Source organism: Bradyrhizobium sp. Leo114, from assembly GCF_055229415.2.
The window spans coordinates 18343-42128 of the sequence record NZ_JBUYEN020000018.1; the positions used below are offsets into that span (position 1 = coordinate 18343).

Annotated in this window: 23 protein-coding genes; 13 read left to right on the forward strand and 10 right to left on the reverse strand. The window is 63.3% G+C overall.

Annotated elements, in window-relative coordinates:
- Positions 1-92 precede the first annotated feature (92 nt).
- The 4 genes from ACZIRK_RS22260 to ACZIRK_RS22275 all read left to right on the forward strand — a co-directional run bounded on the left by ACZIRK_RS22260 (position 93) and on the right by ACZIRK_RS22275 (position 6326).
- On the forward strand, positions 93-1097 hold the full coding sequence (locus ACZIRK_RS22260; protein ID WP_130223298.1) for an RluA family pseudouridine synthase: 1005 nt from the start codon (positions 93-95) through the stop codon (positions 1095-1097).
- A gap of 192 nt (positions 1098-1289) precedes the next feature.
- Positions 1290-2186 carry an RNA polymerase sigma factor RpoH gene (gene rpoH / locus ACZIRK_RS22265; protein WP_028161616.1) on the forward strand — a complete coding sequence of 299 codons (897 nt, stop codon included), beginning with the start codon at positions 1290-1292 and terminating at the stop codon, positions 2184-2186.
- A 158-nt stretch (positions 2187-2344) separates the two neighbouring features.
- On the forward strand, positions 2345-3295 hold the full coding sequence (locus ACZIRK_RS22270) for a helix-turn-helix domain-containing protein (protein ID WP_463328113.1): 951 nt from the start codon (positions 2345-2347) through the stop codon (positions 3293-3295).
- Positions 3296-3455: 160 nt separating this feature from the next.
- Positions 3456-6326: an autotransporter outer membrane beta-barrel domain-containing protein gene (locus ACZIRK_RS22275; RefSeq protein WP_463328114.1), complete on the forward strand. Its 2871-nt coding sequence runs from the start codon at positions 3456-3458 to the stop codon at positions 6324-6326.
- Between the two features lie 7 nt (positions 6327-6333).
- Here the strand turns inward: ACZIRK_RS22275 and ACZIRK_RS22280 are convergent, their stop codons facing one another.
- From ACZIRK_RS22280 to ACZIRK_RS22290, 3 genes are all read right to left on the reverse strand, one after another.
- Complete coding sequence (locus tag ACZIRK_RS22280) at positions 6334-6957, reverse strand: peptidoglycan recognition protein family protein (RefSeq protein ID WP_463328115.1); 624 nt, start codon at positions 6955-6957, stop codon at positions 6334-6336.
- Positions 6958-6980: 23 nt separating this feature from the next.
- Positions 6981-8198: a GGDEF domain-containing protein gene (locus ACZIRK_RS22285; RefSeq protein WP_130223088.1), complete on the reverse strand. Its 1218-nt coding sequence runs from the start codon at positions 8196-8198 to the stop codon at positions 6981-6983.
- Between the two features lie 622 nt (positions 8199-8820).
- Positions 8821-9210 carry a response regulator gene (locus tag ACZIRK_RS22290; RefSeq protein ID WP_130223090.1) on the reverse strand — a complete coding sequence of 130 codons (390 nt, stop codon included), beginning with the start codon at positions 9208-9210 and terminating at the stop codon, positions 8821-8823.
- A gap of 121 nt (positions 9211-9331) precedes the next feature.
- Here ACZIRK_RS22290 and ACZIRK_RS22295 point away from each other — a divergent pair, with 121 nt between their 5' ends.
- Entirely contained in the window at positions 9332-10186 is an 855-nt protein-coding gene (locus ACZIRK_RS22295; protein WP_463328116.1) for an SDR family NAD(P)-dependent oxidoreductase, read from the forward strand.
- Positions 10187-10400: 214 nt separating this feature from the next.
- On the opposite strand, the gene ACZIRK_RS22300 is transcribed toward ACZIRK_RS22295, so the two are convergent.
- From ACZIRK_RS22300 to ACZIRK_RS22320, 5 genes are all read right to left on the reverse strand, one after another.
- Positions 10401-10907, reverse strand: a complete 507-nt coding sequence (locus ACZIRK_RS22300; RefSeq protein ID WP_463328117.1) for a YkgB family protein — start codon at positions 10905-10907, stop codon at positions 10401-10403.
- Positions 10908-11097: 190 nt separating this feature from the next.
- Entirely contained in the window at positions 11098-12072 is a 975-nt protein-coding gene (locus ACZIRK_RS22305; protein WP_130223094.1) for a zinc-binding alcohol dehydrogenase family protein, read from the reverse strand.
- A gap of 38 nt (positions 12073-12110) precedes the next feature.
- Positions 12111-12971: an alpha/beta fold hydrolase gene (locus ACZIRK_RS22310; protein WP_130223302.1), complete on the reverse strand. Its 861-nt coding sequence runs from the start codon at positions 12969-12971 to the stop codon at positions 12111-12113.
- 123 nt (positions 12972-13094) lie between these two features.
- Positions 13095-13595: an alpha/beta fold hydrolase gene (locus tag ACZIRK_RS22315; RefSeq protein ID WP_463328118.1), complete on the reverse strand. Its 501-nt coding sequence runs from the start codon at positions 13593-13595 to the stop codon at positions 13095-13097.
- Positions 13588-14100, reverse strand: coding sequence for an alpha/beta fold hydrolase (locus tag ACZIRK_RS22320; RefSeq protein ID WP_463328119.1), 513 nt, complete (start codon positions 14098-14100; stop codon positions 13588-13590). The genes ACZIRK_RS22315 and ACZIRK_RS22320 overlap by 8 nt, the downstream gene beginning before the upstream one ends.
- 253 nt (positions 14101-14353) lie before the next feature.
- Here ACZIRK_RS22320 and ACZIRK_RS22325 point away from each other — a divergent pair, with 253 nt between their 5' ends.
- Positions 14354-15088: a sigma factor-like helix-turn-helix DNA-binding protein gene (locus ACZIRK_RS22325; RefSeq protein ID WP_474418526.1), complete on the forward strand. Its 735-nt coding sequence runs from the start codon at positions 14354-14356 to the stop codon at positions 15086-15088.
- Between the two features lie 92 nt (positions 15089-15180).
- On the forward strand, positions 15181-15840 hold the full coding sequence (locus ACZIRK_RS22330) for a CGNR zinc finger domain-containing protein (RefSeq protein WP_130223098.1): 660 nt from the start codon (positions 15181-15183) through the stop codon (positions 15838-15840).
- A gap of 58 nt (positions 15841-15898) precedes the next feature.
- Here the strand turns inward: ACZIRK_RS22330 and ACZIRK_RS22335 are convergent, their stop codons facing one another.
- Positions 15899-16789, reverse strand: a complete 891-nt coding sequence (locus ACZIRK_RS22335) for a cyclase family protein (RefSeq protein WP_051396421.1) — start codon at positions 16787-16789, stop codon at positions 15899-15901.
- Between the two features lie 32 nt (positions 16790-16821).
- Positions 16822-17436, reverse strand: coding sequence for an SRPBCC family protein (locus ACZIRK_RS22340; protein WP_130223100.1), 615 nt, complete (start codon positions 17434-17436; stop codon positions 16822-16824).
- Positions 17437-17755: 319 nt separating this feature from the next.
- On the opposite strand from ACZIRK_RS22340, the gene ACZIRK_RS22345 reads away from it, so the two are divergent.
- The 6 genes from ACZIRK_RS22345 to ACZIRK_RS22370 all read left to right on the forward strand — a co-directional run bounded on the left by ACZIRK_RS22345 (position 17756) and on the right by ACZIRK_RS22370 (position 23784).
- Positions 17756-19060, forward strand: a complete 1305-nt coding sequence (locus ACZIRK_RS22345; protein WP_035688745.1) for an MFS transporter — start codon at positions 17756-17758, stop codon at positions 19058-19060.
- A 44-nt stretch (positions 19061-19104) separates the two neighbouring features.
- Entirely contained in the window at positions 19105-19854 is a 750-nt protein-coding gene (locus ACZIRK_RS22350; protein ID WP_130223102.1) for a maleate cis-trans isomerase family protein, read from the forward strand.
- A 111-nt stretch (positions 19855-19965) separates the two neighbouring features.
- Complete coding sequence (locus ACZIRK_RS22355) at positions 19966-20706, forward strand: GntR family transcriptional regulator (RefSeq protein ID WP_463328120.1); 741 nt, start codon at positions 19966-19968, stop codon at positions 20704-20706.
- Complete coding sequence (locus ACZIRK_RS22360; protein ID WP_130223106.1) at positions 20703-21476, forward strand: aspartate/glutamate racemase family protein; 774 nt, start codon at positions 20703-20705, stop codon at positions 21474-21476. The genes ACZIRK_RS22355 and ACZIRK_RS22360 overlap by 4 nt, the downstream gene beginning before the upstream one ends.
- Positions 21476-22885 (forward strand): dihydropyrimidinase, encoded by a 1410-nt coding sequence (gene hydA, locus ACZIRK_RS22365; RefSeq protein ID WP_207230931.1) that lies wholly within the window; start codon positions 21476-21478, stop codon positions 22883-22885. The genes ACZIRK_RS22360 and hydA overlap by 1 nt, the downstream gene beginning before the upstream one ends.
- A 14-nt stretch (positions 22886-22899) precedes the next feature.
- Complete coding sequence (locus ACZIRK_RS22370) at positions 22900-23784, forward strand: alpha/beta fold hydrolase (RefSeq protein ID WP_130223110.1); 885 nt, start codon at positions 22900-22902, stop codon at positions 23782-23784.
- Positions 23785-23786: the final 2 nt, after the last annotated feature.

A 23786-nucleotide genomic window follows, 5' to 3' on the forward strand; every position in this document is an offset into this window, starting at 1 on the left:
GGAAGTGGAAACCGGTTTTGCCGAAGAAAGTAAGCGTGAACGAAGAAGAACAGGGCGCCCCATGCCCCGATGTCCCCTCTGGCGGCCAACGGCTGGCGGTCGTCGTTCAGGGCGATGAGGGCTCGCCCCGGCTCGACCGTGTCCTCGCCGCGCGCCTGCCGGAATTGTCGCGGTCGCGGCTGAAGGCGCTGATCCTCGCCGGTTCCGTCACCGTGAAGGACGCCCCCGTCCGCGACCCTGCTTTTCACGTCGCCGCAGGCGATACGGTTATAGTCGAGGTTCCGGAGGCGGTGCCGCCGGAGCCGAAGGGCGAGGATATCGCGCTCGACATCATCTATGAGGACGACGACCTGATCGTCATCGACAAGCCGGCCGGCCTTGTGGTGCATCCCGCCGCCGGTCACGAAAGCGGCACGCTGGTCAACGCCCTGATCGCCCATTGCGGCGCCAGCCTTTCCGGCATCGGCGGCGTGCGGCGTCCGGGAATCGTGCATCGGCTGGACAAGGATACCACCGGCTTGATGGTGGTCGCCAAGAACGACCAGGCCCACCAGTCGCTGACCGCGCAATTTGCCGACCATGGCCGCACCGGGGAGATGGAGCGCGGCTATGTGGCCTTCATCTGGGGTGTGCCGAACCGCCAGCGCGGTACCATCGACGCGCCAATCGACCGTCATCCCTATGCGCGCGAGAAGATGGCGGTGCGCGAAGGCGGTCGCGAGGCGATCACCCATTGGGAGCTGCAGGAGATGTTTCAGGGGCGCGACGGCAAGCCGGTCGCCTCCCTGCTGGCCTGCCGGCTCGAGACCGGACGCACCCATCAGATCCGGGTGCACCTCGCCCATATCGGCCATCCCCTGCTAGGCGATTCGGTCTACGGCCCGCATTTCAAGACCAAGGCCAGCCAATTGGGGCTCGAGGCGCAGGCAGCGCTAGCCGCCCTCGGCCGCCAGGCGCTCCACGCGTACCTCCTTACCATCGAGCATCCCAGGACCGGGGAAATTTTGCATTGGGAGGCGCCTCTGCCGGAGGATTTGCTTCTCCTGAAAGGCAGCCTCGGAGGTGGCGCTATGACGCACCCCTTGAAAAAGCATTGATATGACAATAGGTTATACCAGCCACACGGGGACGTGACGTCAGCAATCCTTCCCTATCGGGGGCCATTGGGTGTATTGTTGCACCTGCGTTGAATATCCAACGCGGAACATCGCAAGCCGGTCGGCTTTAACACAGCGGCCGCCTGCCGGGCCCGCCGCTATCGGGGGCCTGAACCACTGGAGGGCGCAAGTATGGCCCGTACAGCTACCTTGCCGGTTCTCAATGGAGAATCCGGTCTTTCCAGATACCTCGCCGAGATCCGTCGGTTCCCGATGCTGGAGCCGCAGGAGGAATATATGCTCGCCAAACGCTGGCGCGAGCACGACGATCGCGACGCGGCACATAAACTCGTCACCAGCCACCTCAGGCTCGTGGCCAAGATCGCCATGGGCTATCGCGGCTACGGCTTGCCGATATCCGAAGTCGTATCGGAAGGCAATGTCGGCCTGATGCAGGCGGTGAAGCGGTTCGAGCCCGAGAAGGGCTTCCGTCTCGCCACCTACGCCATGTGGTGGATCAAGGCGTCGATTCAAGAGTACATCCTGCGTTCATGGTCGCTCGTGAAAATGGGCACGACCGCGAACCAGAAGAAGCTGTTCTTCAACCTGCGCAAGGCGAAGAGCAAGATCTCCGCACTGGACGAGGGTGATCTCCACCCCGACCAGGTGAAGCTGATTGCGAGCCGCCTCGGCGTGACGGATCAGGACGTGATCGACATGAACCGCCGTCTCGGCGGGGACGCGTCGCTCAACGCGCCGATCCGCGACGACGGCGAAGCAGGCGAATGGCAGGACTGGCTGGTCGACACCGCGCCGAACGCGGAAGCCCTGATGGCGGAGAGCGAAGAGTTCGATCATCGCCGCCAGGCCTTGACCGGCGCCATCAGCGTGCTCAACCCGCGCGAACGCCGCATCTTCGAGGCGCGGCGCCTCGCGGACGAGCCGATGACGCTGGAAGACCTCGCCGCCGAATTCGGCGTCTCGCGTGAACGCGTGCGGCAGATCGAGGTCCGCGCTTTCGAGAAGGTGCAATCGGCCGTCAAGGGCACGATCGCCAAGCAGGAAGCGGCGCTCGAAGCCGCGCACTGACAGCACGACCAGACAAATCACTCGGTCAAAGCCGGCGGCAACGCCGGCTTTTTCTTTGCGGCCATGAACCCGTGGACGGGACGGCGACACTATGCTGTCAGTGCCGGGTTCCGCGGCGGCCGCGAGGAAGAATTTTGACCGATCCCGATATTATTTCGATGCAGCTGACGAGCGCTGCCTTCTCCGGTCCCGACAGTATCGAAGCTTTTCGCGAGACCTACGGCCGGCTGCTGATGCAGCTCGAGATCGATCCGCTGCCCGGCGTTCCCTTCGAGCTCGACTTCAGGATCAGGGGCGTCAATGGATTTTCGATCGCCGACGGCAGGTTGTCGCCGACAACCAATCGCCATACGGCCTCGATGATCGACAATGACGACATTGTCCTGGTCCATGCCGTGCAGGGACACGGCGCGCTTCGGCAGATCGGCCGGGAGGTCGATCTTCCGAGCGGCAACGCCACCTTCGTCACCAATTCCGAGGCCGGCGAATTCCTGGGCTACATCCCCTCGCACCTCCAGAACTTCCGCTTCACGCGAAAACGCCTGGAGGGCGTGCTGGTCGATATCGACGACGGCTTGCTGCGCTCGATCCCGCCTGACGATCCCACCCTCGGGCTGCTAACGCGCTACGCCGGCGTCCTCAATGATGAGGAAGCCCTGGCATTGCCCGAGCTGCGCGATGCGATCGTCACCCACATGCACGACCTTGCGGCGATCCTGCTCGGTCCGAACCGCGATGGGCAACAGATCGCCAGCCGGCGCGGCGTGCGCGCCGCGAAACTGCACGCAATCCAGGACGACATCAAACGCAATCTCGCCTCGCGCGACCTGACGCTCGATGCGGTCGCGCAGCGCAACGGCATCTCCGCGCAAACAGCGCGCGATCTGTTCCGCGAGTGGCACACGACGTTCACCGACTATGTGCTGAAGCAACGCCTGGCGATGGCGCACCGCAAGCTGCTCGACGCACGCTTTGCGGAATCGCCGATCAGCTCGATCGCCTTCGACTGCGGCTTCGGCGATCTGTCTTATTTCAATCACTCCTTCCGCCGCCGCTATGGCGCGAGGCCGTCCGATATCCGCGCTGCCGGCGTCGGAAAGACCCCGTAGTCCGGACATACCGTTGCCGATCGGCAACATCGGTGTGACGCGCCGCGACAGTGCCGTGCAAGCCAAGAACTCCGGCGCGCAGCCCAAGCCGCGCATGCCCCGCCTCCCTATGGTGCTGCCCATTGCAAGGCGATGGAATCGGCAGGCTTTTGGGGGAATTATGCTTTTTGATAAACGCGGCGCCCGTCTCAACCTCTGGGCGGCACGGCGTCCGCTGTCTTTGCTGGCGACGACCACGCTGGCTTTGCTCAGCTGCTCCACCCTGGCCTCGGCCCAGGCCGTGATCGAAGGCGGCAGCACCGCTACGGTCCCGGGATCGCAAGCGTCGCCGTGGAATGTCGGCGGCGATCTTACAGTCGGCGCCAACGGGGACGCCACGCTCAACATCGGCCCGAGCGGCAGCGTGCAGAATGACAAGGGCATCATCGCCGGCTCGCTCGGCTCCAACGGCACGGTAACCGTATCAGGGTCCGGCGCGAACTGGACCAACGGCGCGTTCCTGTCGATCGGCGCCAATGGCAACGGCGTGCTGAACATCGGCAGTGGTGGCGTCGTCAGCAGCGTCGGCGCCACCATCGCTGAAGCCGCAGCCGCAACCGGGCAGGTCACCGTCGACAGCGCAAGTTGGACCAGCACGGGCACGCTGAATGTCGGCGGTCGCGGCAATGCCACCCTGCTCGTCAAGAACGGCGGCCACGTCAACAGCGCCAGCGGCTATCTGGGCGCCAACAGCACCGGCACGGGATCGGCCGTCTTCACCTCCGGATCGAGCTGGACCACCGGCCTCCTCTCCGTGGGATTTGCGGGCACGGGCTCGCTGACGATCGAGAACGGATCGACGCTGACCAATACTTTCAACGCAGAAATTGCCTCGAACGCGAAGAGCAACGGCATCGTCACGGTGACGGGAGCAGGTTCGGTCTGGAACAACAACGGCAGCCTGACGGTCGGCGTGGCCGGCAAGGGAACGCTCAATATTCTCGATGGCGGCGTCGTCAACACGTCGGGCGTCGCCACGGTCGGAAACGGCTCTCCGCAAGGGACCAACAATGCCTACGTCAACGGTTCGGGCGCGGCCTGGAATATCGGCAGCACCCTCAATGTGGGCGGCGCAGGCGTCGGCATCCTGACAATCAGCAATGGTGGCACAGTTACCGTTGCCAATGGCACCGGCACCGTTCGCGTCGGCGGTTCGTCCAACAGCTTCGGCAAGATCACGATCGGCGGCGAAGATGCGACGCCTGGCCATGATCCCGCAGCCGCGCCTGGCACGTTGAACGTGGCGACCGTCGAAGTCGGGGACCACGGCACCGGCGCTCTTCTCTTCAATCACACCAGTTCGAACTACGTCTTTGCCCCCGTCATCACCGGCGTCGGCTATGTCGGGACTGAAGCGGGCACCACGACCCTGACCGCCGACAGCAGCACCTTCTCCGGCATCGTCAACGTCTACGGCGGACAGCTTATCGTGAACGGCTCATTGGCCGGAGCGTCCGTGGAGGTCATGAAGGGCGGCGTGCTCGGCGGCAGCGGTATCGTCGGCAGCCTGTCTGCTTTGAACAACGGCATCGTCGCGCCCGGCAATTCGATCGGCACGCTGAACGTCGCCGGCAATGTGAGGTTCGCGCCGACCTCCATCTATCAGGTGGAGGTCAATGCGGCGGGCCAGAGCGACAAGATCGTCGCCGGCGGTACCGCCACGATCACTGGCGGCCAGGTGCAGGTGCTCGCGGGCTCCGGCAATTACGCGCCGTCCACGACCTACACCATCTTGAAGGCGACTGGCGGTATCACCGGAGCGTTCGATACGGTCACTTCCAACTTGGCGTTCCTTGCGCCCTCGCTGACCTACGATCCGAACAACATCTACCTGACGCTGATCCGCAATCAGATCGCCTTCCCCTCTGTCGGCGTGACGCCAAATCAGGTCGCGACCGCCGGCGGGGTCGAGGCGCTTGGCGGCGGCAGCGCCGTCTACAATGCGGTTCTCAATCTCTCCGCGCCGCAGGCGCGTGTTGCCTTCGACCAGCTTTCCGGCGAGATGCATGCTTCGATCCGTGGCGCGTTGATCGACGACAGCCGCTTCCCGCGCGAGGCGGCACTCAACCGGCTGCGGGCTGCGGCCGGCGGCGTCGCCGCGTCGAATGCAGCGGTTGCCGTGCTCGATGGCAAAGGCGGCTATGCCGCCGCCATCCCCACGACGGAGCGCTTCGCGATCTGGGGCCAGGGTTTCGGCAGTTGGGGACATTGGGACGGTGACGGCAACGCCGCAAGGTTCGGCCGCTCGACCGGCGGCTTCCTCGTCGGCGCGGATGGCACCATCTTCGACAGCTGGCGGGTCGGCGGGTTCGCCGGTTACGGCGCCACGCGGTTCGATACCAACGAACGCCGCTCCTCCGGCTCGAGCAATGACTACCATGTCGGGCTCTATGGCGGCACGGGCTGGGACCGCCTCAGCTTCCGCTCCGGCCTTGCCTATACATGGCACGACCTGACGACCACGCGGAACGTCCTATTCCCCGGCTTCGCCGACTCGCTGCGGAGCGATTACGGCGCCGCGACGGCGCAGGTGTTCGGCGAACTCGCCTACGGCATCAATGCCGGATGGACGTCGTTCGAGCCGTTTGCCAACCTCGCCTATGTGAGCCTGCGCAGCAACGGCTTCAGGGAAATCGGCGGCGCCGCGGCACTGACCGGCGCGGCTGCGGACAATGATGCGACCTTCACGACGCTCGGGCTGCGCGGTGCCAGCTCTATCATGCTCGGCACCATTGCGGCCACGGTCCGCGGCTCGCTCGGCTGGCGCCACGCCTTCGGCGATGTCACTCCGCTCGCAACCTTCGCCTTCGCCGGCGGCGGCAGTGCATTCTCGATCTCCGGCGTGCCGATCGCCCGCAACGCGGCGGTCGGCGATGTCGGGCTCGATTTCAACCTGATGCCCGGCGCCGTGCTGAGTATCTCCTACGGCGGCCAGTTCGGTTCTGAGGTCATTGACCAGACCGTCCGCGCCAATCTCAGTGCGAAGTTCTGAAGGCCCGCTACTCGCCCCACTCCCGCGCCATCTTCGCCAGGGCGCAGCCCTCGCAATAGCGGGCGTCCTTTAAGTCGATCCAGTTGTGGGCGTAGACGCGCTCGAGCGGGATGTTGTAGCGGCTGCGCAGCACCTTCACCAGGATCCGCCACGCCGCGACTTGCGCCTCGGTAGGCGGACGCGTCACGTCGGGATAGTTGCCGGCGAATTCGACGCCGATCGAATTGCCGGCGACGACCTGGTGATAGGTCGGGCCGTTGTCGATATATTTATTGTCGTTGCGGTTGGCGCCGTCGCCATGGGTCGTCACCAGCTTCTCGTCGACCGCCCAATAGACCGTGCCGTCGGTCTCGACCCACACCATCACGCCGCGCCGGCTCGGGTTTTTGGATTGCGCCTGTGCGCCGCCGCGGGCCGAGCCTGTCGGGCCTTCGGTCTGGTGCACGATGATGTTGCGCCAGGGATGGGATCTTGCGACGGCGCCCCAGGGCGCCAGCCACACCATCTCCAGACCGGAGATTTCGGGTGTGCCCGAGGATCGCGCGATCGCCGCAAGGTCAGGCGTCTGCGCGACGGCCGGCGTGACGAGCGCGGCGGTGCAAAGCGCCGCCGCAAGCAGGCGAGGGTTCATGCATCGGCCCCCGTGAGGCGGCTTCACGCCGTTTTGCGCGGCACAATGTCAGGCATGTCGGCGATGTCAGGCACTATCGGCGGAGCCGGCTCGGAAATCGCGTAGCCGTCGCGGCCACGCTTCTTGGCTTCATAGAGTGCCCGGTCGGCGGCGGCGATCAGCCGGTCCGGATAGGCGCCGATCTCCCTGGTCCATTGCGCAACCCCGATCGACACCGCGATCGGGATCTCCTGGCCCGAGCATTCGGCCGCATCAGCCCGGCACACCTCAAGCACGCGGCGGGCGATCATCGCCCCCTCGGCCAGCGTGGAGGACGGCAGCACGATGCAGAACTCGTCGCCGCCGCTGCGCGCCAGCATGTCGGCGGGGCGCAACCGGGTCTGCGCCATCAGCGCGAAATGCTGCAGGCAGGCGTCGCCGGCGGCATGGCCATGGGTATCGTTGATACGCTTGAAGCCGTCGAGGTCGATCACGAGCAGCGCGAACGGCTCGCCGCTGCGCACCGAGCGGGCGCATTCCTCGGTCAGCCGCTGCACGAAAAGCCTGCGATTGCCGACCCCGGTGAGGTCATCGAGCAGCGCGAGATCGGCGACTTCGTTGCGCAGCCGGTCGATCGCCATCAACAGGAGGCCGAAGTTCCAGGCCATCGACAGGAATATCACGATCAGGATCAGCGCAGCCTGAATCCCGTTGAAATCGACGATCGAGAGATCGCCCCCGACCCGCATCAGCGCCAGGACCGAGCGAACGCCATAGGCGATAATGAGAAGAGCGCAGCAGATGGCGGCAAGGCGGGCGCCGGGATTCTGGTCGTCGCGCCGCATGATCAGCAAATGCAACGTCACCGCCGCCGGGATGATCTGTCCGAGGGAATAGATCGCGATCCGCATCGGCATGTCGTCCTGCACGAACTGGAAATAGGCGAGGCCGATGCAGGTCAGGCCGACACCGAGCACAGGCATGCGCCAGGAGATCGGCAGGTTGTAGAACCGCTGGACGCCCATGACCACGAACCAGCAGGCGAAGGTCAGAAGCGCATTGCAGCCGATCAGCAGCAGGCTGAAGTCGACCACGCCGCGCAGCATCGAAGCTGCGGCACCCGCGATTGCCGTAAACGCAGCCGCCGTCCAGAACCGCGCTGCTTCGAACTTGGGATAGCAGCGCGAGACGTAGACCCAGACCAGGCCAAGCGCGAAAAAGTTGGTGACGGATACCGTCCACAGCGTCGGAACGCTCAGCACCGCAAATCCAGGATGTGCATCCTGCCCCTTCCCACAGGTGAACGGGCCGCTCGTGACGGCTCTCTCGCGACCGGCAACATGCCGTCGTCTGGCTTAACGGAATCTCAATTTGATCGCCTATTCGGTGCTGTGGTTTTGAAACAATAAAGATCGAATTTCCGCAGTATTAACCTTACCAGCTTGACCACCGATGCCGGCGGGAGCGTGTGGCGCGCGCGGTGGAGCGTGGCAGTGCGGCGAAAAACCGTGTCAAACTGCGTAACAGTTGTGGATAACACGATGACAGTGAGGTGACAGCCCGCGGCAGCACGCCGCGAATCTGCTGAGCTTGCCAACCGAGGATGTTGCGAGGTTGGCCCTCCGCCAAGCATGCCTCAGCGTCGCGTTTCAATCCATTTAACCCTGAGAGGATACTATGGCTAAGAAAGCGAAGAAGGCGAAAAAGGCGAAGAAGGCCACCAAGAAGAAGAAGGCCAAGAAGTAACTGTTTCAGCCCGGGCGGCGGCGCGCGCTCGCCCTGCCCGGGCGCTCAAACCGGGATTGGTCAAACCGGCGGGCTTGCGGCCCGCTGTTTGATTTTGCGCCCACCGATCGGCGCTCCGCAAAGCGCGTGGGATCACATCTAGTGCCCGCCATCCCGCGCCAGCACCATCCGCTCCGCCTCGCGGATCACATCCAGCGGCGCCCAGGGCTTCGACCAGAATTTCGCGCCATCGGGCAACTTCCGCCTCAGCGGCTTGCCCGAGGTGACGATGACGCCAAGGGCGGGATTGCAGCGCTTGGCGATATGGGCGAGCTCGACGCCATCCTTGTAGCCAGCGAGCTCGACATCAGAGATCATCAGATCGAGCTCCTCGCCGTCGCGCTGCAAAACCACCTCCGCGGCCTCGGCGCTGGCGCATTCGATCACATCGAAATCACTCTCTTCCAGTAAGAGCCCGATCATCTGCCGCTGCATCGGGTCGTCTTCGACGATGAGCGCTCTTGCGCGAGGCGTTCTTGCCTGTTCCATCGGCGGCTCCGTTCTTGAAGTAATGCAAGTTAAAACCTGCCGCGCGAACTTGTTCAGTTCGGATTCAAAAAACTTGCGGAACCCTGTGCTATGGTTCCCCTCATCTCTGGGAGCTGATCGCATGACTACAATCTCGGCAAGTGCGGTGGCCGTGACGGGGGCCGCCAGCGGCATCGGCCGGGCGCTTGCGCTCGAGCTTGCCGCACGCGGCGCCGATCTCGCGCTGGCGGACCGCGACGAGGCCGGCCTTGCCGCGGTGGCCGCCGAGATTGCGAAAACAGGCGCGCGGAAAATCACGGTGCATCGCGTCGACGTCGGCGAAACCGATCAAATCGCGAGCTTCGCGGAAGCCGCGACCAGCGCGCATCCGTCCCTCAACATCCTCATCAACAATGCCGGGGTCACCCTGCTCGGCCAGTTCCACGAGATCGACCAGGCGCAGATGGAGTGGCTGTTCAACATCAATTTCTGGGGCACAGTGCATGCGACGCGCGCCTTCCTGCCGCAGCTTGCGCGGCAACGCGAGGCGCATATCGTCAACGTCTCCTCGATCTTCGGCATCGTCGCACCGCCCGGCCAGACCGCCTATTGCGCCTCGAAATTCGCGGTGCGCGGCTTCTCCGAAAGCCTGCGGCATGAGCTTGCCGCCGCACGCAGCCCGGTGCGGCTGTCGGTGGTGCATCCGGGCGGCGTCACGACCAACATCGTCCGTAATTCCCGCACCGGCGCCGGCGTATCAGACAATGCGCGCCGCGCGCAGGCGATCGAATGGTTCGATGCGGCCGCCAGGACGACACCGACTGCCGCCGCGCGCAGCATCATCCAAGGCGTCGAGAACAACCGGCCGCGCATCCTGATCGGCAGCGACGCGCGCTTGATGGACCTGCTGCAACGCTTCCTGCCGGTGACGTATTGGTCAGTACTGCAGCGGCGGCTCGGGAGAGAGACGGCGCAAGCGGGGACGTCCTCGCGATAGCGCCGTAGGACGGGTCGAGCGCGGCGAAACCCATCGCGATGGAGCAAGCCGCGCGAATGATGGGTTTCGCTGCGCTCCACCCATCCTACGACTCTCGTCATTGCGAGCGGAGCGAAGCAATCCATTTCGCCACTTGCGGAAGCATGGATTGCTTCGCTTTGCTCGCAATGACGGAGAGTGAGAACCCTGCAACAATGGCGAAGAAGGACCCCCCTCACATACGACGTGATCGGATGAAAGATCGCGGCAAAGAAGCCAGGAACAACACGACACAGACGCAAAGCAGGACGATGTCCTTGAAGATGAACTCGCCGGTCAAGTTCCAGGCCATCGGGTCGGTCGACCAACTCCATTTAACGACACCGGGCGTCGTGAAGAAGAATGACCAGGTGATGGCGAACGTAATCATGCCTAACAGCGAACTGACCGCCGACAAGATCGGGCTGAACGCGCCTGCCGCAAGAAGCACGGCAATACCCAGCTCCACGACGCCGAGGAAATACGCTTCTCCCCGGATACCCAGCACCGATAACCACGAAATGAACGGACTGTTGCTGATGAATTGAACAATGCCCTGCGCCGATTGCGGCGTGAACTTTTGCATGCCGAACGACACGAAGATGACAACCATGACCCAGCGGAGGATAGCCAGCAGGCCGTAAGGCCCGTCGCCCTTTTCGGCGACGTGGAATGGCGTCTTCATGTTGAAGGGCATCTTCATGTAGATCACCTCTTTCCTTGACGGACTGCACTGACGCGTTGAAGTTCATGACATCCCGTACGCATGGGCAGCGCCCGTCGTTACGGGTACCTACAGCTCCTGGTTCACAACGATGTGTATGGGGTGGCCGCGCCCATAGCGCTCGTAGGCGATGCTCACCGCCAACGCCGATGCAGCCTGGTGTTCGTGCTCACGCGTGCACGACGACCAATTTTCCTTTGGCCTCGTTGGCTTCCATGACGCGATGCGCCTCGCGGATCTCCTCGAAACGGAAGATCCGGGCGGGCTTCACGTCGAGCCGACCCGCGGCGGCGTCGGCGGCAATCTGCTGAAGTGGCACGTCCGAGAGCGCAAAGCCCGGGGTCCCGAACACGAAGCTGCCGAAGAAGGTCAGATAGACGCCGCTGGCCATCTGCAGCAGCGGATTGAAGTCGGGGATCGGATCAAGGCCGCCGAGCCAGCCGGCGAGACAAGAACGGCCGCCGCGCCGAAGCATGGCGAGAGAATCCAGCATGACGGTATTGCCCACGAGGTCGAGCACCGCATCGATCTTCTTTGCCTCGGGGATGACCTTCGACAAATCACGGCGCTCTATTTCGCAGCGCTCGGCGCCGAGCTTTTCGAGCATGGCGAAGCGATCGCGGCTGCGGCTCGTTGCGATCACACGGGCTCCGGCATTGACGGCCATCTTGAGCGCGGCCTGACCAAACGACGAGGTCGCGCCGCGAATGACCAGCAATTGCCCCTTCTCGATCTCGAGATTGCGGAACAGGCAGGTCCATGCGGTCGCATAGGTTTCGGGAATCGTGGCGAGTTCGGCCCAGGGCAGATCCGATTCGATCAGCGCGACATTCGAGACCGGCGCGCGGGTATATTCGGCATAGCTGCCATTGATCGTGCGGCCGAGCCCGCCCATCAGCGCGGCGACTTTCGCGCCCATCGGAAACTCGCCGCCCGGACAGGATTTGACGAGGCCGACGCACTCGATGCCGCTGACCGGAGCAGCCTCTGCCCACTCGCCCCTGCGCATATGCAATTCGGCGTGATTGATGCCGAACGCCTTCACCTGGATCACGACATATCCCGCCTTCGGTTCAGGCTCCGGGATCTCCTTGATCACCAGGCTGTCGAGGCCGCCAAATTTCTCGAGAACGATTGCGCGCATCGGACCACCCTTCGAAACAGACTGTTCGGGCCGCACATTCACTTCAAGCGCGAAAGAAAATCGCGGATCACGGCGGCGATTTCTTCGCAGTGAGTCTCAAGTGCAAAGTGACCGGTATCGAAGAAACGGACTTGCGCGCCCGGAATGTCTCGCTTGAATGCCTCCGCGCCCGGCGGCAGAAAGAACGGATCGTTCTTGCCCCAGACCGCCAGGAACGGCGGCTTGTGCTTGCGGAAGTACGCCTGGAAGGCCGGGTAGAGCGCGACGTTGCTCTTGTAGTCGCCAAACAGGTCGAGCTGAACCTCGTCGGCGCCGGCGCGGGCCAAATAGAAGTTGTCGAGTGAATAGCCGTCCGGGGACACAGAGGTCGTATCGGACACGCCGTGCGTATATTGCCAGATCGTCGCCTCAGGGGCGAGGAAGGATCGCAGCGCGTTGCGATTGGCCTGCGAAGGATCTCGCCAATAGGCCTGGATCGGATTCCACCCCTCGCTCAGCCCCTCCTCATAGGCGTTGCCGTTCTGCGAGATGATCGCCGTGATGCGCTCCGGATGGCGAACAGCCAGTCGAAAGCCGGTCGGAGCGCCGTAATCGAACACATAGATCGCGAAACGGGTGAGCCCGATCACTTCGGTGAAGCGTTCGATCACGTCGGCCAATCGGTCGAATGTGTAGGAAAACCTGTCGCGAGACGGCATGTCGGATTGGCCGAAGCCGGGCAGGTCCGGCGCTATCACGCGAAAGCGATCCGACAAGGCCGGGATCAATTCGCGAAACATATGACCGGAACTTGGGAATCCGTGAAGCAGCAGCAGTGCTGTCGCATCGGCCGGCCCAGCCTCGCGGTAGAATACCTTGAAGCCGTCGACATCTGCCTTCCGGTAATGAACCTTGGTCATGAAGAGTTCCTGCTTTGTGTGTCGAGACATAGTAACCGTCTTACGACATTTTGGACGGTTACTACATCCGATGTAGCCGTTCCAGTCCGTTCGGCTCAATCCCGCGTGACTGCGTTTGACGCATCAAGCCGACAGGAAGGCATCAAGGAGTTGGGTCGTCTCCGTGGGGTTCTCTTCGGGAAAAAAGTGGCCGCCTTTCATCGCCTGCCCCTGTACATTGTCGGCCCACCTTCGCCAGATTCCCAATGGGCCGCCATCCTGTCCGTAGAAACTATCGAGTGGTCCGCCGGCAGCCCAGAGATGCAGCATCGGACAGGTGATACGCCGCGCGTCTTCCCTGTCCTTCTTGTCATGGTCGATATCGAGCGACGCAGCTGCGCGATACTCCTCGCAGATCGCGTGCACCCGGGCCGGATCGCGATAGGTTTCGATGTACGCCGCCCTGACATCGGGGCCGAAGGAGCCCTGGCCAAACGGATTGTCGAATACCGCATCGGGCGCACCCAGGAGATATTTTTCCGGAAGCGGCTCCTTCTGGCACAGAAGAATCCAGGGCCAGTACGTCGTGGCGAACTTTGCATTGGCGCGAGCCCATCCTTCCGAGATCGGGATGACGTCAAACACTGCGAGACGGCGCCACCCGTTCCGGATGATCGAGCGTGAGGCGATAGGAAACGCGACCACCACGGTCGTGTCCGACGAGATCGAATTTCGAGAAGCCAAGCTTGTCCATCACCGTGACAAGTTCGTTCCCCATTGCCCGCTTTGAATAGGGGTAATGATCCTCGGCGGACGCGGGCACGCCGCTGCGGCCATAGCCGCGCAGGTCGACGCAGATCACCGTGTGCTTGCTCGCCAGTTGCGGAGCTACGTAGCGCCACATCAGGCTGGTTCGCGGAAACCCGTGCACCATGAGCAGCGGGGATCCCTTACCGTAACGCCTGATGAAAATTGTGTTCTCGCCGGTATCGATTTCCGCCGTCTCAAACGGATCGGAAGCGGTCGATGCGGCCGCGTCGACGGGTTGGGCGGCGGCGCGCTGCGCCAGGGTGAACGATAGTGCAGTGCCGGAAGCTGCGGTAATTGCTCGAAGCACGGTGCGACGTGCGACGTCTGTATTGTCGATCATCTGCTGGAGTCTCCCTGACAACGGCCACGGATGATGCCAACCGCGCCGACTTGACCACATGAAGTTCCCGCTCTCAGGCGTAGTAACTTGTCTGTGACGTTCTCGGAGGTTACGTCACTTCTGCTTGATATGGCTGTTCCAACCCATTCAGACCGGTCTCACGTGACCATCTTTCGTTGGACAAACGGGTTTGGTTACAGCGGACGGAAAATTTGCCAGCGCCTTCTTGCTTGCGTCGAGAGGAGCCTCTCCAATGGACAGCATCCACGATAAAGGAACCGATTGCGCTGCATGTACCTGGACCCAGAGCGCCCGGAGGTCAGCCGAGAAGCTCCTGTCCTCCGACGTCGCAGGTCGTTCGCCGCGAACCGCGCAGAACGCATTGCAGTCCACGAATTGGGATAGCCGTTCCGAGCGATGGGGTCGCCTGATGGTCGCCGCGCAAGATGGTGACAGCCGGGCCTACGAGCAGTTGCTCCGCGAAATAGACGTCTGGCTCCGTCGTTATTATGCACGGCGGCTTCCCTATCCTGTATCAGATGATGCAAGACAGGATGCGCTTCTCGCGATCCATGCCAAACGGCACACTTACGCTCCATCGAGAGCCTTCGGGGCGTGGGTCAGGGCGATTGCACGCTACAAGGGGATCGATCGCATACGTGACGCGTCTCGATTCGCCGCGCTCCCGCTCGACGAAGACATATCGACCGGGGACCACGAGGGGACCGCGGTAAGTGCCGCCACGCTGGACGATTTGCTTGGCCGGCTGAAGCCCGCGCAAGCCATCGTGATCCGCCTCGTGAAGCTCAACGGCCTCAGCATTGTCCGCGCGTCCGACGTCACAGGCCAGTCTGCGCCGCTCGTCAAGATCAACATCCATCGAGGCCTGAAGAGATTAGCTGCCCTGGTCTCCGGCGACGTCGTTGCCGCAACGACACCAGCTCATTCCCAGCAACACCGCGGCGCGCGAGATGCGAACAGCATCTAAATGGTTTTCTGCGGGTTATTGCAGACAAGCTACCAGCGGCTATATTTCGCCTTGCCGGCCTATCGATAGTTGCCGGTCTCTCTGGGACTCCTGTGACAACCAAGCGCCCGCCACCCATCTTCATCGCCGATAACCCGGGACTGGACTTCTTGAATTCCATTGCGGTCCCGGTGGATGTCACGGTCGAGTGGCTGGCGTCGGGAGAAGATCTTCTGGCGTGGCTGAAACAGGCCGGATTGGTGCCGGACGAAGTGCTGAACGCTTTTCGCAAGAGCGCGCTTCCCGGCGAGCTGGATGCCATAGCAGCGCAAGCGCGCGCGCTGCGGGACTGGTTCAAACCCTTTGTCTACAAACATATGGGTAAGCCCATTGGGCAGAATGCCCTGCGCCAACTCGAACCGCTCAATCAAATGCTGGCACGCGACGACGAGTTCGGCCAGGTCGTGGTGCGCGATCGACCTAACAAGCGGCACCATGGCCATGACGGGGTTTCCGGCCTCGTCTGGCGCCGAGAGCGGCGTTGGCAATCACCGGACTCGCTGCTGCTTCCACTGGCGCGATCGCTGGCCGACCTCGTCTGCACCGAAGACTTCACCTATGTGAAGGCGTGCGAGGGGCCGGACTGCACGCTGTTGTTCGTTGACCGAACCCGAAGCCGCGCGCGCAGGTGGTGCAGCATGGCGGCGTGCGGCAACCGGGCGAAACAGGCCGCGCATCGCAAGCGCGCCCAGCAGGCGAGACGTTCAAAGTAGATACGTCCGCCGGATCCGGCTATGGCGAGGCCCGCGGCCACACTTGTCGCGCAGCCGGTCAGCGGCCGTCCGGCCCACCCGACATCATGCCCGACGGAATCTGGCGTGGCCCAAAGATCGCCTTCGCCACGTCACCGACGGCCTCCACGTTCTCCTCCACGTCCTGGAAGCAAACGATCCGGCAAGGGCAGGCCTCGAGCCCCTCATAGCGCCATGGAAACGCGCCGATGACGGCGCGCTTGTTCAGCATCAACTCGATGTCGCCGCCGACGTTCTCGGCGTGAATGAGCCCTTCCTGGAATGCCTGCGAGTGAAAGGGGAAATAGTCTTCCACGACTTTTCGCCCCGAACGCTTGTGCGTGTACGAGTTCTTGCCGAAGAACTCATCGCAGCTCATTCCGACCTTGGCCTCGAACTGCTTTGCGAGGTCGGGCCGCATGCGCCTGATCGTGGTGTTCATCGCGTGGTCGCCGGAACCGCAATCGATCCCGAACCATTTGATCTTCTTCTTCAGCATCCAATCGAGAAGCTCCTGCTTCCCTCCGGGATGCATGCAGAAATACTTCACCAGGTCCTGCTGCGGCTTGCCTTCCCAATAGCGGTGCCAGCCGGTGTGAATGATAAGGATGTCGCCGTCCTTGACCTCAACCGGCGCGCTCTCGATCATTTCGGGCGTGATGACGGCCCAATCCTCCATGTGCTCGGACACATCGACGACGGCGCCCGGTCCGACCAGGAAATCCAGCGGATAGGATGCCATGTCGCCCATCCCATCCGTGCCGTGCATCGCACCGTCGATGTGGGTTCCGACATGGAGCGCGGAGTCGATCCGCTGGGCGACGATGTGGATCGTCTGCAGATTTTGCGCGTAGTACATCTTGTTGCCGGCATATCCGACCCAGCCGGGCGTGTGCACATTCATCAGATGAGACAAGTCGACGATCTTCATCGCGCGAATTCCTTTGCTTTAAGTTGATTGGCTTACGCAGCCTTCTTGAAGAGCGAGTTCAGCCAGCCCTTCAGGGCCGCAAAGAACAGCGACGTGGTGTTGAGCGGCTTGACCGCTCCAGAACCAGGCGCGAATGGCGGGGCCGACTTCGTCAATGTATCCGCCTGAGGACTGCCGGCTTCGGCCGCCGCGGCGGCGTTTCTGGCGCCGAGCTCGGTCTCGGCATGTCTCACAAATTCACGGACGAGCTGATTGGCGATCTCAGTGATGAGCCCGGTTCTTCCAAACTGAGCGATGGTTCCGGAGAGCTGAACGTCGGCGAGGACATCAACGCGAGTGGCGTCGCCTTCAGGACCAAGGGTGCACAACATCGACATTTTGCCTCGGCTGGCGCCTTTCCTGTCGACGCCCTTGCCCTCGAACGCGACCTTCTTTGCCTCCTCGTCGTATTTGACCTTTGCTTCGCCTTCGAAGCTCGCCTGGAATGGGCCCACCTTGGCGGAGACCTTTCCACTGATCGAGCCGTCGTCCTTCGTACCGAGATATTCTGCTCCAGGCAGGCACGCGGCGACGCTCGGAACGTCGTGAAAGAACGTCCACACCGTGGAAAGAGGTTGCGCTACAACGAAGTTCTGCTTGATCTCCATGCCTTGCCTTGGAAGTTGTCAGAAGAGCCATGCATCTTTAACAGCATTCAAATCTATAGAGCAAAATTGAAATACACAATCCCGTTTGGTCGGGCCTGCCGGCCGCCCAATTCGTAATCAGCTCCGCGATGAAATTTCAGCATTGCGGATCTTTGTCATCTAAAAATATTATTCTTATCAATGTGATATGAGTTATTGCATGCAGCATACAAAATGTTGTTGCCGCTCATCTTCGACTGGACCAGACTTGGCGACGTCAGGGGACGAATGAACGTCAATGGAGACGCTCGCTGAAAGTCCGCCGGCATGGGAGGGAGCAATGAGCGAGCAGGTGTCCGCCATCGGAGCGACAGGCGCCGTCAGACCGACCGGTGTGCGCTGGAACATCTTCCTGCTGATGCTGTTCCTGATCTCGATCAACTACATCGATCGCGCCTCGCTCTCGGTAGCGATGCCGCTGATCTCCAAGGAGTTCGACATCGATCCGGCGATGCAGGGCCTGATCCTGAGCTCGTTCTTCTGGACCTACGCCTTCATGCAGGTTCCCGGCGGCCTGCTCGCCGATCATTACAAGCCGCGGATCGTGATCGCGCTGGCGACGATCTTCTGGGGCGCCTTCCAGGCGATCGCGGCAGTTGCCACCAACTGGTGGGTGCTGCTGCTGACCCGGCTTGGGCTCGGCGCATCGGAAGCGCCGATCTATCCGGCGGGCGGCAAGCTCAACGCCATCTGGATGACGCAGAACGAGCGTGGGCGTGGCGCGACGCTGCTCGACGGCGGCGCGCCGCTCGGCGCCGCGCTCGGCTCGATCGTGATCGCGTGGCTGATCGCGATCTTCGATTCCTGGCGCACCGCCTTTGTCATCGCCGGCGTCGGCACGATGCTGTGCGGCGTGTGGGCGTGGTACTACATCCGCAACGAACCGCGTCAGCACCCGTCGGTCAATGAGGCCGAAGCGCGCTACATCGAGCAGGCGCATGCGCTGGAAGACGCCGCCACACCGCCCTCCTCCGGCGGAAGCTGGATGGCCTATTTCCGTTTCCGTTCGGTCTGGTGCATGTGCCTGGGCTGGATGTTCTTCAACACCACCTTCTACGGCCTGCTGACATGGATGCCGACCTATCTGTTCAAGGTGCACAATTTCGACATCAAGGCGCTCGGCGGCGCATCCTTCATCATCTTCTTCGCGGGCTTCGTCGGCGAGCTGGTCGGCGGCTGGATCGGCGACACCTGGCGCAGCCGCGGCGGCGCGCCGAACCTGGTGTTCCGCACCTTGTTCGGCATTGCCGCCATCATGGCGACGGTGTCGATTTTCCTGGTGGCCTATGTCCGCGACCCGGTGACGGTCGTGGTGCTGCTGTCCTCCACGCTGTTCTTCCTGCGCTGGTGCGGGATGTACTGGGCCATCCCGTCCGCGCTTGCCGGCCGCGACAAATCGGGCTTCCTCGGCGGCTGCATGAATCTCGGCGGCAACATTGCCGGCATCATGACGCCGCTGATCGTCGGCCTGATCGTCCAGACCACCGGCTCCTACTTCCTCGCCCTGATGTTCTTCGCCGCGGCCGGCGTTGCGCTGTTGATCTGCTCGACGCTGATCGACTACAGCCGCAAATTGCCGGTGTAGATGGGATGGATCAACGGATGACCGCGTAGCTTTGAGGCTGCAACATGACTAGACCGGTCCGGCTCGGCATGCTGACCCCTTCGTCCAACACCGCGCTGGAGCCGATCACCTATGCGATGCTGGCCGGCATCGCTGACGTCTCGGCGCATTTTTCGCGCTTCAAGGTGACCGAGATCGCGCTGTCCGAATCCGCGCTCCGCCAGTTCGACGACAGCGAGATCCTGCGCGCCGCCGAGCTCTTGGCGCACGCGAAGGTGGACGTCGTTGCCTGGAACGGAACATCGGCGAGCTGGCTCGGCTTCGAGCGCGACGAGCAACTATGCGAGCGGATCACGGCCGCGACCGGCATCAAGGCCTGCACCACCGTGCTCGCCTTCCGCGACCTGCTCCGGCGCCGCAAGGCGGGGCGCATCGGGCTGGTGACGCCCTATCGCCGCGACGTGCAGGACAGGATCATCGCCAACTGGGCGTCCGAAGGCTTGCATTGCGCCGCCGAGCGCCATCTCTCGCTGCAGGACAATTTTTCCTTCGCCGAAGTGCCGGAGACCGAGGTGGCGAGGCTGATCGAAGAGGTCGCGCGCGAAGGCTGCGACGCGGTCGCGGTGGTCTGCACGAATATGCGCGGAGCCGGCGCCGCCGCGCGGCTCGAGGCGAAGCTTGGTGTCGCGGTGTTCGATTCGATCGCGGTGACGCTGTGGGCGTGCCTGGCTGCAACCGGCGTCGATCCGTCGCGCATCCGCGGCTGGGGCAACCTGTTTCAAATCCCGATCGAGACCCACGGCCAATTTGATTGACGCGCTTCACAGGACACTCGAAGGTGCGGAGATTCTTCACCGGAACGAAAACTGACCGTGACTGAGACCAAGACGACAAAGACCAGGAAACAGCCCAAATCGCGCGGCGCCGTGACGACGCTGCAACGGCGACGGCTGCGCGTGCCCCGAACCGGCCTGCATGAGCAGGCCGCGACGCGGCTTCGCACATTGATCGTGCGCGGCGATCTTCAGCCGGGCGAGCAATTGCTCGAAGCCGATCTGTCCGAGGCGCTCGGCATCTCGCGCACGCCGCTCCGCGAGGCGCTGAAGCAATTGGCGGCCGAAGGTCTGGTCGAACTGCGCCTCAATCGCAGCGCCATCGTCGCGCCGTTCCGCCGCGAAGAGTTGACCGAACTGTTCGAGGCGGTGAGCGGGATCGAGCGCTGCGCCGCCGAGCTCGCCGCGACACGGATGGTAGAGCGCGACGTGGAGCGACTGGAAGAGCTGCAGGAGCGCATCGAATGGCACCACGACCGCGGCGAGCTGCGCGAATATTTCGAGACCAACCAGCAGATTCACAGCGCCATCGTCGGCTTCGCCCGCAACGCGGTGTTGAAGGCCACGCACGATATCCTGCTGGCGCGGGTGGAACGCGCACGCTTCTTCGCCCTGTCGGTCCATGGGCGATGGGATGAATCGGTGCGCGACCATCAGGAGATTCTGGCCGCGCTCAGGGACGGCGACGCCGAGCGCGCCGGACGGCTGCTTGGCCACCATGTCCGCCGCACCGGCGAGATCATGGCCACGACACTGGGCTCCGACGCGGATGATGCCAGCACCGCAAGCGCCCAGCCCAACATGCGCGGCATAACGAGAAAGGCCGGGCCGTGAAGATCCTGCTGCTCAATCCCAACACCACGTCAGCGGTGACCGACCTGCTCCATGCGGCCGGCGCGCAAGTGGCCTCGCCCGGCACCGAGCTGGTGGCGATGACGGCCAGCCGCGGCGTGCCCTACATCGCGACCCGGGCCGAGGCCCAGATCGGCGGCGCCATCGCGCTGGAAATGCTGGCGGAGGCCAACACCGGCATCGATGCAGCGATGATCGCCGCCTTCGGCGACCCCGGCCTGTTCGGGGCGCGCGAACTGTTCGATATCCCGGTCGTAGGCCTTGCCGAAGCCGCGATGCTGACTGCCTGCATGGTCGGTCAGCGATTTTCGATCGTGACGTTCGCCCGCGCGCTCGCGCCCTGGTACCAGGAATGCGTCGCCATGCATGGTCTCTCCGCACGCTGCGCCGGCATACGGACGCTCGACGATGGCTTCCGCTCCATTGCGGATGTCCAGGCCGAGAAGGAAGACATGCTGGTGACGCTCGCCAATCGCGCCGTCGAACAGGATGGCGCCGATGTCGTCATTCTTTCCGGGGCACCGCTGGCCGGCCTTGCCGCCAAGGTCAGCCATCGCATTCCGGTGCCGGCGATCGATCCGATCGCCGCGGCGGTGCGACAGGCCGAGACGCTCGCCGTGCTGAAGCTGCGCAAGCCCGGCGCCGGGACGTTCCGCCGTCCCGATGCCAAGACGACCATCGGGCTCGCCGAGCCGCTGGCCGCGGTCATCGAGCATCGGCCGCGACATGATGCCGAAGGAGGGCCAAGCTGATGCCGTTCGACACCATTATCCGCGGCGGCACCGTTGCGACCGCCGCCGACACCTTTGCCTGCGACGTCGGAATCCAGGGCGGCAAGATCGTGGCCCTGGGGCGCGATCTCGGCGCGGCGGAGACGATCATTGACGCCACTGATCGCCTGGTGCTGCCCGGCGGCATCGACAGCCACGTGCATTTTGCCCAGCCATCGGGCGACGGCATCGTCATGGCCGACGGCTTTGCCAGCGGCACGCGCTCGGCAGCGTTCGGCGGCAACACCACCGTGCTGCCGTTCTGCCTGCAGGAGAAAGGCCAGACGCTGCGTGAGGCGCTGCGGCGCTACCACGCGCTGGCGGAAGGTGAGTGTCATGTCGATGTCGCCTTTCACCTCATCGTCACCGACCCGACCGAGCAGGTGCTCGGCCAGGAGCTGCCGGCGCTGGTGGAGGACGGCTACACCTCGCTCAAGGTGTTCATGACCTATGAGGGGCTCGCGCTGTCGGACCGCGAACTGCTCGAGACCATGTCGGTTGCGCGCGAGACCGGCGCGATGCTGATGGTGCATGCGGAAAACTTCGACGCCATCCGCTTTCTCACCGACCGTCTCGAACGCGCCGGCAAGACCGCGCCGCACTTCCATGCGACCTCGCGGCCGATTCCGGTCGAGCGCGAGGCCACGCACCGCGCCATCTCGCTGGCCGAACTCGTCGATGTGCCGATCATGATCGTGCATGTCTCGAACCGCGAAGCGATGGAGGAAATCCGCCGCGCCCGGCAGCGCGGGCTGAACGTGCTGGGCGAGACCTGCCCGCAATATCTGGTTCTGACCGAGAACGATCTGGAACAGCTCAACATGGAAGGCGCCAAGTATGTGTGCTCGCCGCCGCCACGCGACGTCGCGAGCCAGCAGGCGTGCTGGGAAGGCCTGCAGCAAAAGGTGTTCTCGGTGTTCTCGTCTGACCATTGCCCATTCCGCTATGACGATCCGCAGGGAAAGCTCGTGCCCAAGGGCCGCACCAGCTTCCGCTGGGTGCCGAACGGCATTCCCGGCGTGGCGACGCGATTGCCGATCCTGTTCTCGGAAGGCGTGGTGAAGGGTCGCATCGACCTCAACGATTTCGTCGCGTTCAGCGCGACCAATCACGCGAAAATCTACGGCCTCTATCCCCGCAAGGGCACGATCGCGGTGGGATCGGACGCCGACATCGCGCTGTGGGATCCGAAGCGCAAGGTCACGATCCGCCACGAGCTTATCCATGATGGCGCCGATTACACGCCCTATGAAGGGCTCGAGGTCACGGGCTGGCCAGTGCTCACCATGGTGCGCGGGCGCGTGGTGGTCGATGATGGCGTCCTGGTCGGGGCGAAAGGCCACGGCACCTATCTGCCGCGGAGCAAGCCTGCGGCGACGGCCAATTTCTGACGGCGGAGATCAACATGCCTTACGCAACGACGGATGACGGGGTACGCCTTTATTTCGAGGAAACGGGAACCGGCCGTCCCGTCATCTTCGTTCATGAGTTTGCCGGAGATCTGCGCAGCTACGAGCTGCAGATGCGGCATTTCGGCAAGCGCTATCGCAGCATTGCCTTCAACGCGCGCGGCTTCCCCCCGTCCGATGTGCCCGAGCAGGTCTCATCCTATTCGCAGGCGCGCGCCGCCGACGACATCCTCGCGGTGCTCGATCATATCGGCGAGCGGCAGGCGCACATCGTCGGCCTGTCGATGGGCGGTTTTGCCACTCTGCATTTCGGCCTGCGTCATCAGAAGCGGGCGCTGTCACTCTGCATCGGCGGCTGCGGCTACGGCGCCGAGCCCGACAAGCGCGAGACGTTCCGCGCCGAGGCCGACGTGATCGCCGACATGATCCGGCGCGATGGCATGGCGGCGTTCGCCGAGCGCTATGCCTATGGGCCGACGCGCGTGCAATATCAGAACAAGGATCCGCGCGGTCACGCCGAGTTCAAGGCCATGCTGGCCGAACATTCGGCGACCGGATCGGCCAACACGCAGCAAGGGGTGCAGAAGGAGCGGCCTTCGCTTTATGCGCTGGTCGAGGAGATGAAACGCATCACGGTGCCGACGCTGATCATCACCGGCGATGAGGATTGGCCGTGCCTGCTGCCGGGCATTCTCATGAAGCAGAGCATTCCCTCAGCCGCGCTCGCGGTAATGCCGAATTCGGGGCACGCGATCAATATCGAGGAGCCGGAGGAGTACAACCGGATCGTCGGCGATTTCCTGGCCCAGGTCGATTGCGGCCGCTGGCCGCTCCGCGATCCGCGGGCGGTCAGCAGCTCGATCACCGGAATGAAGGACTAGCG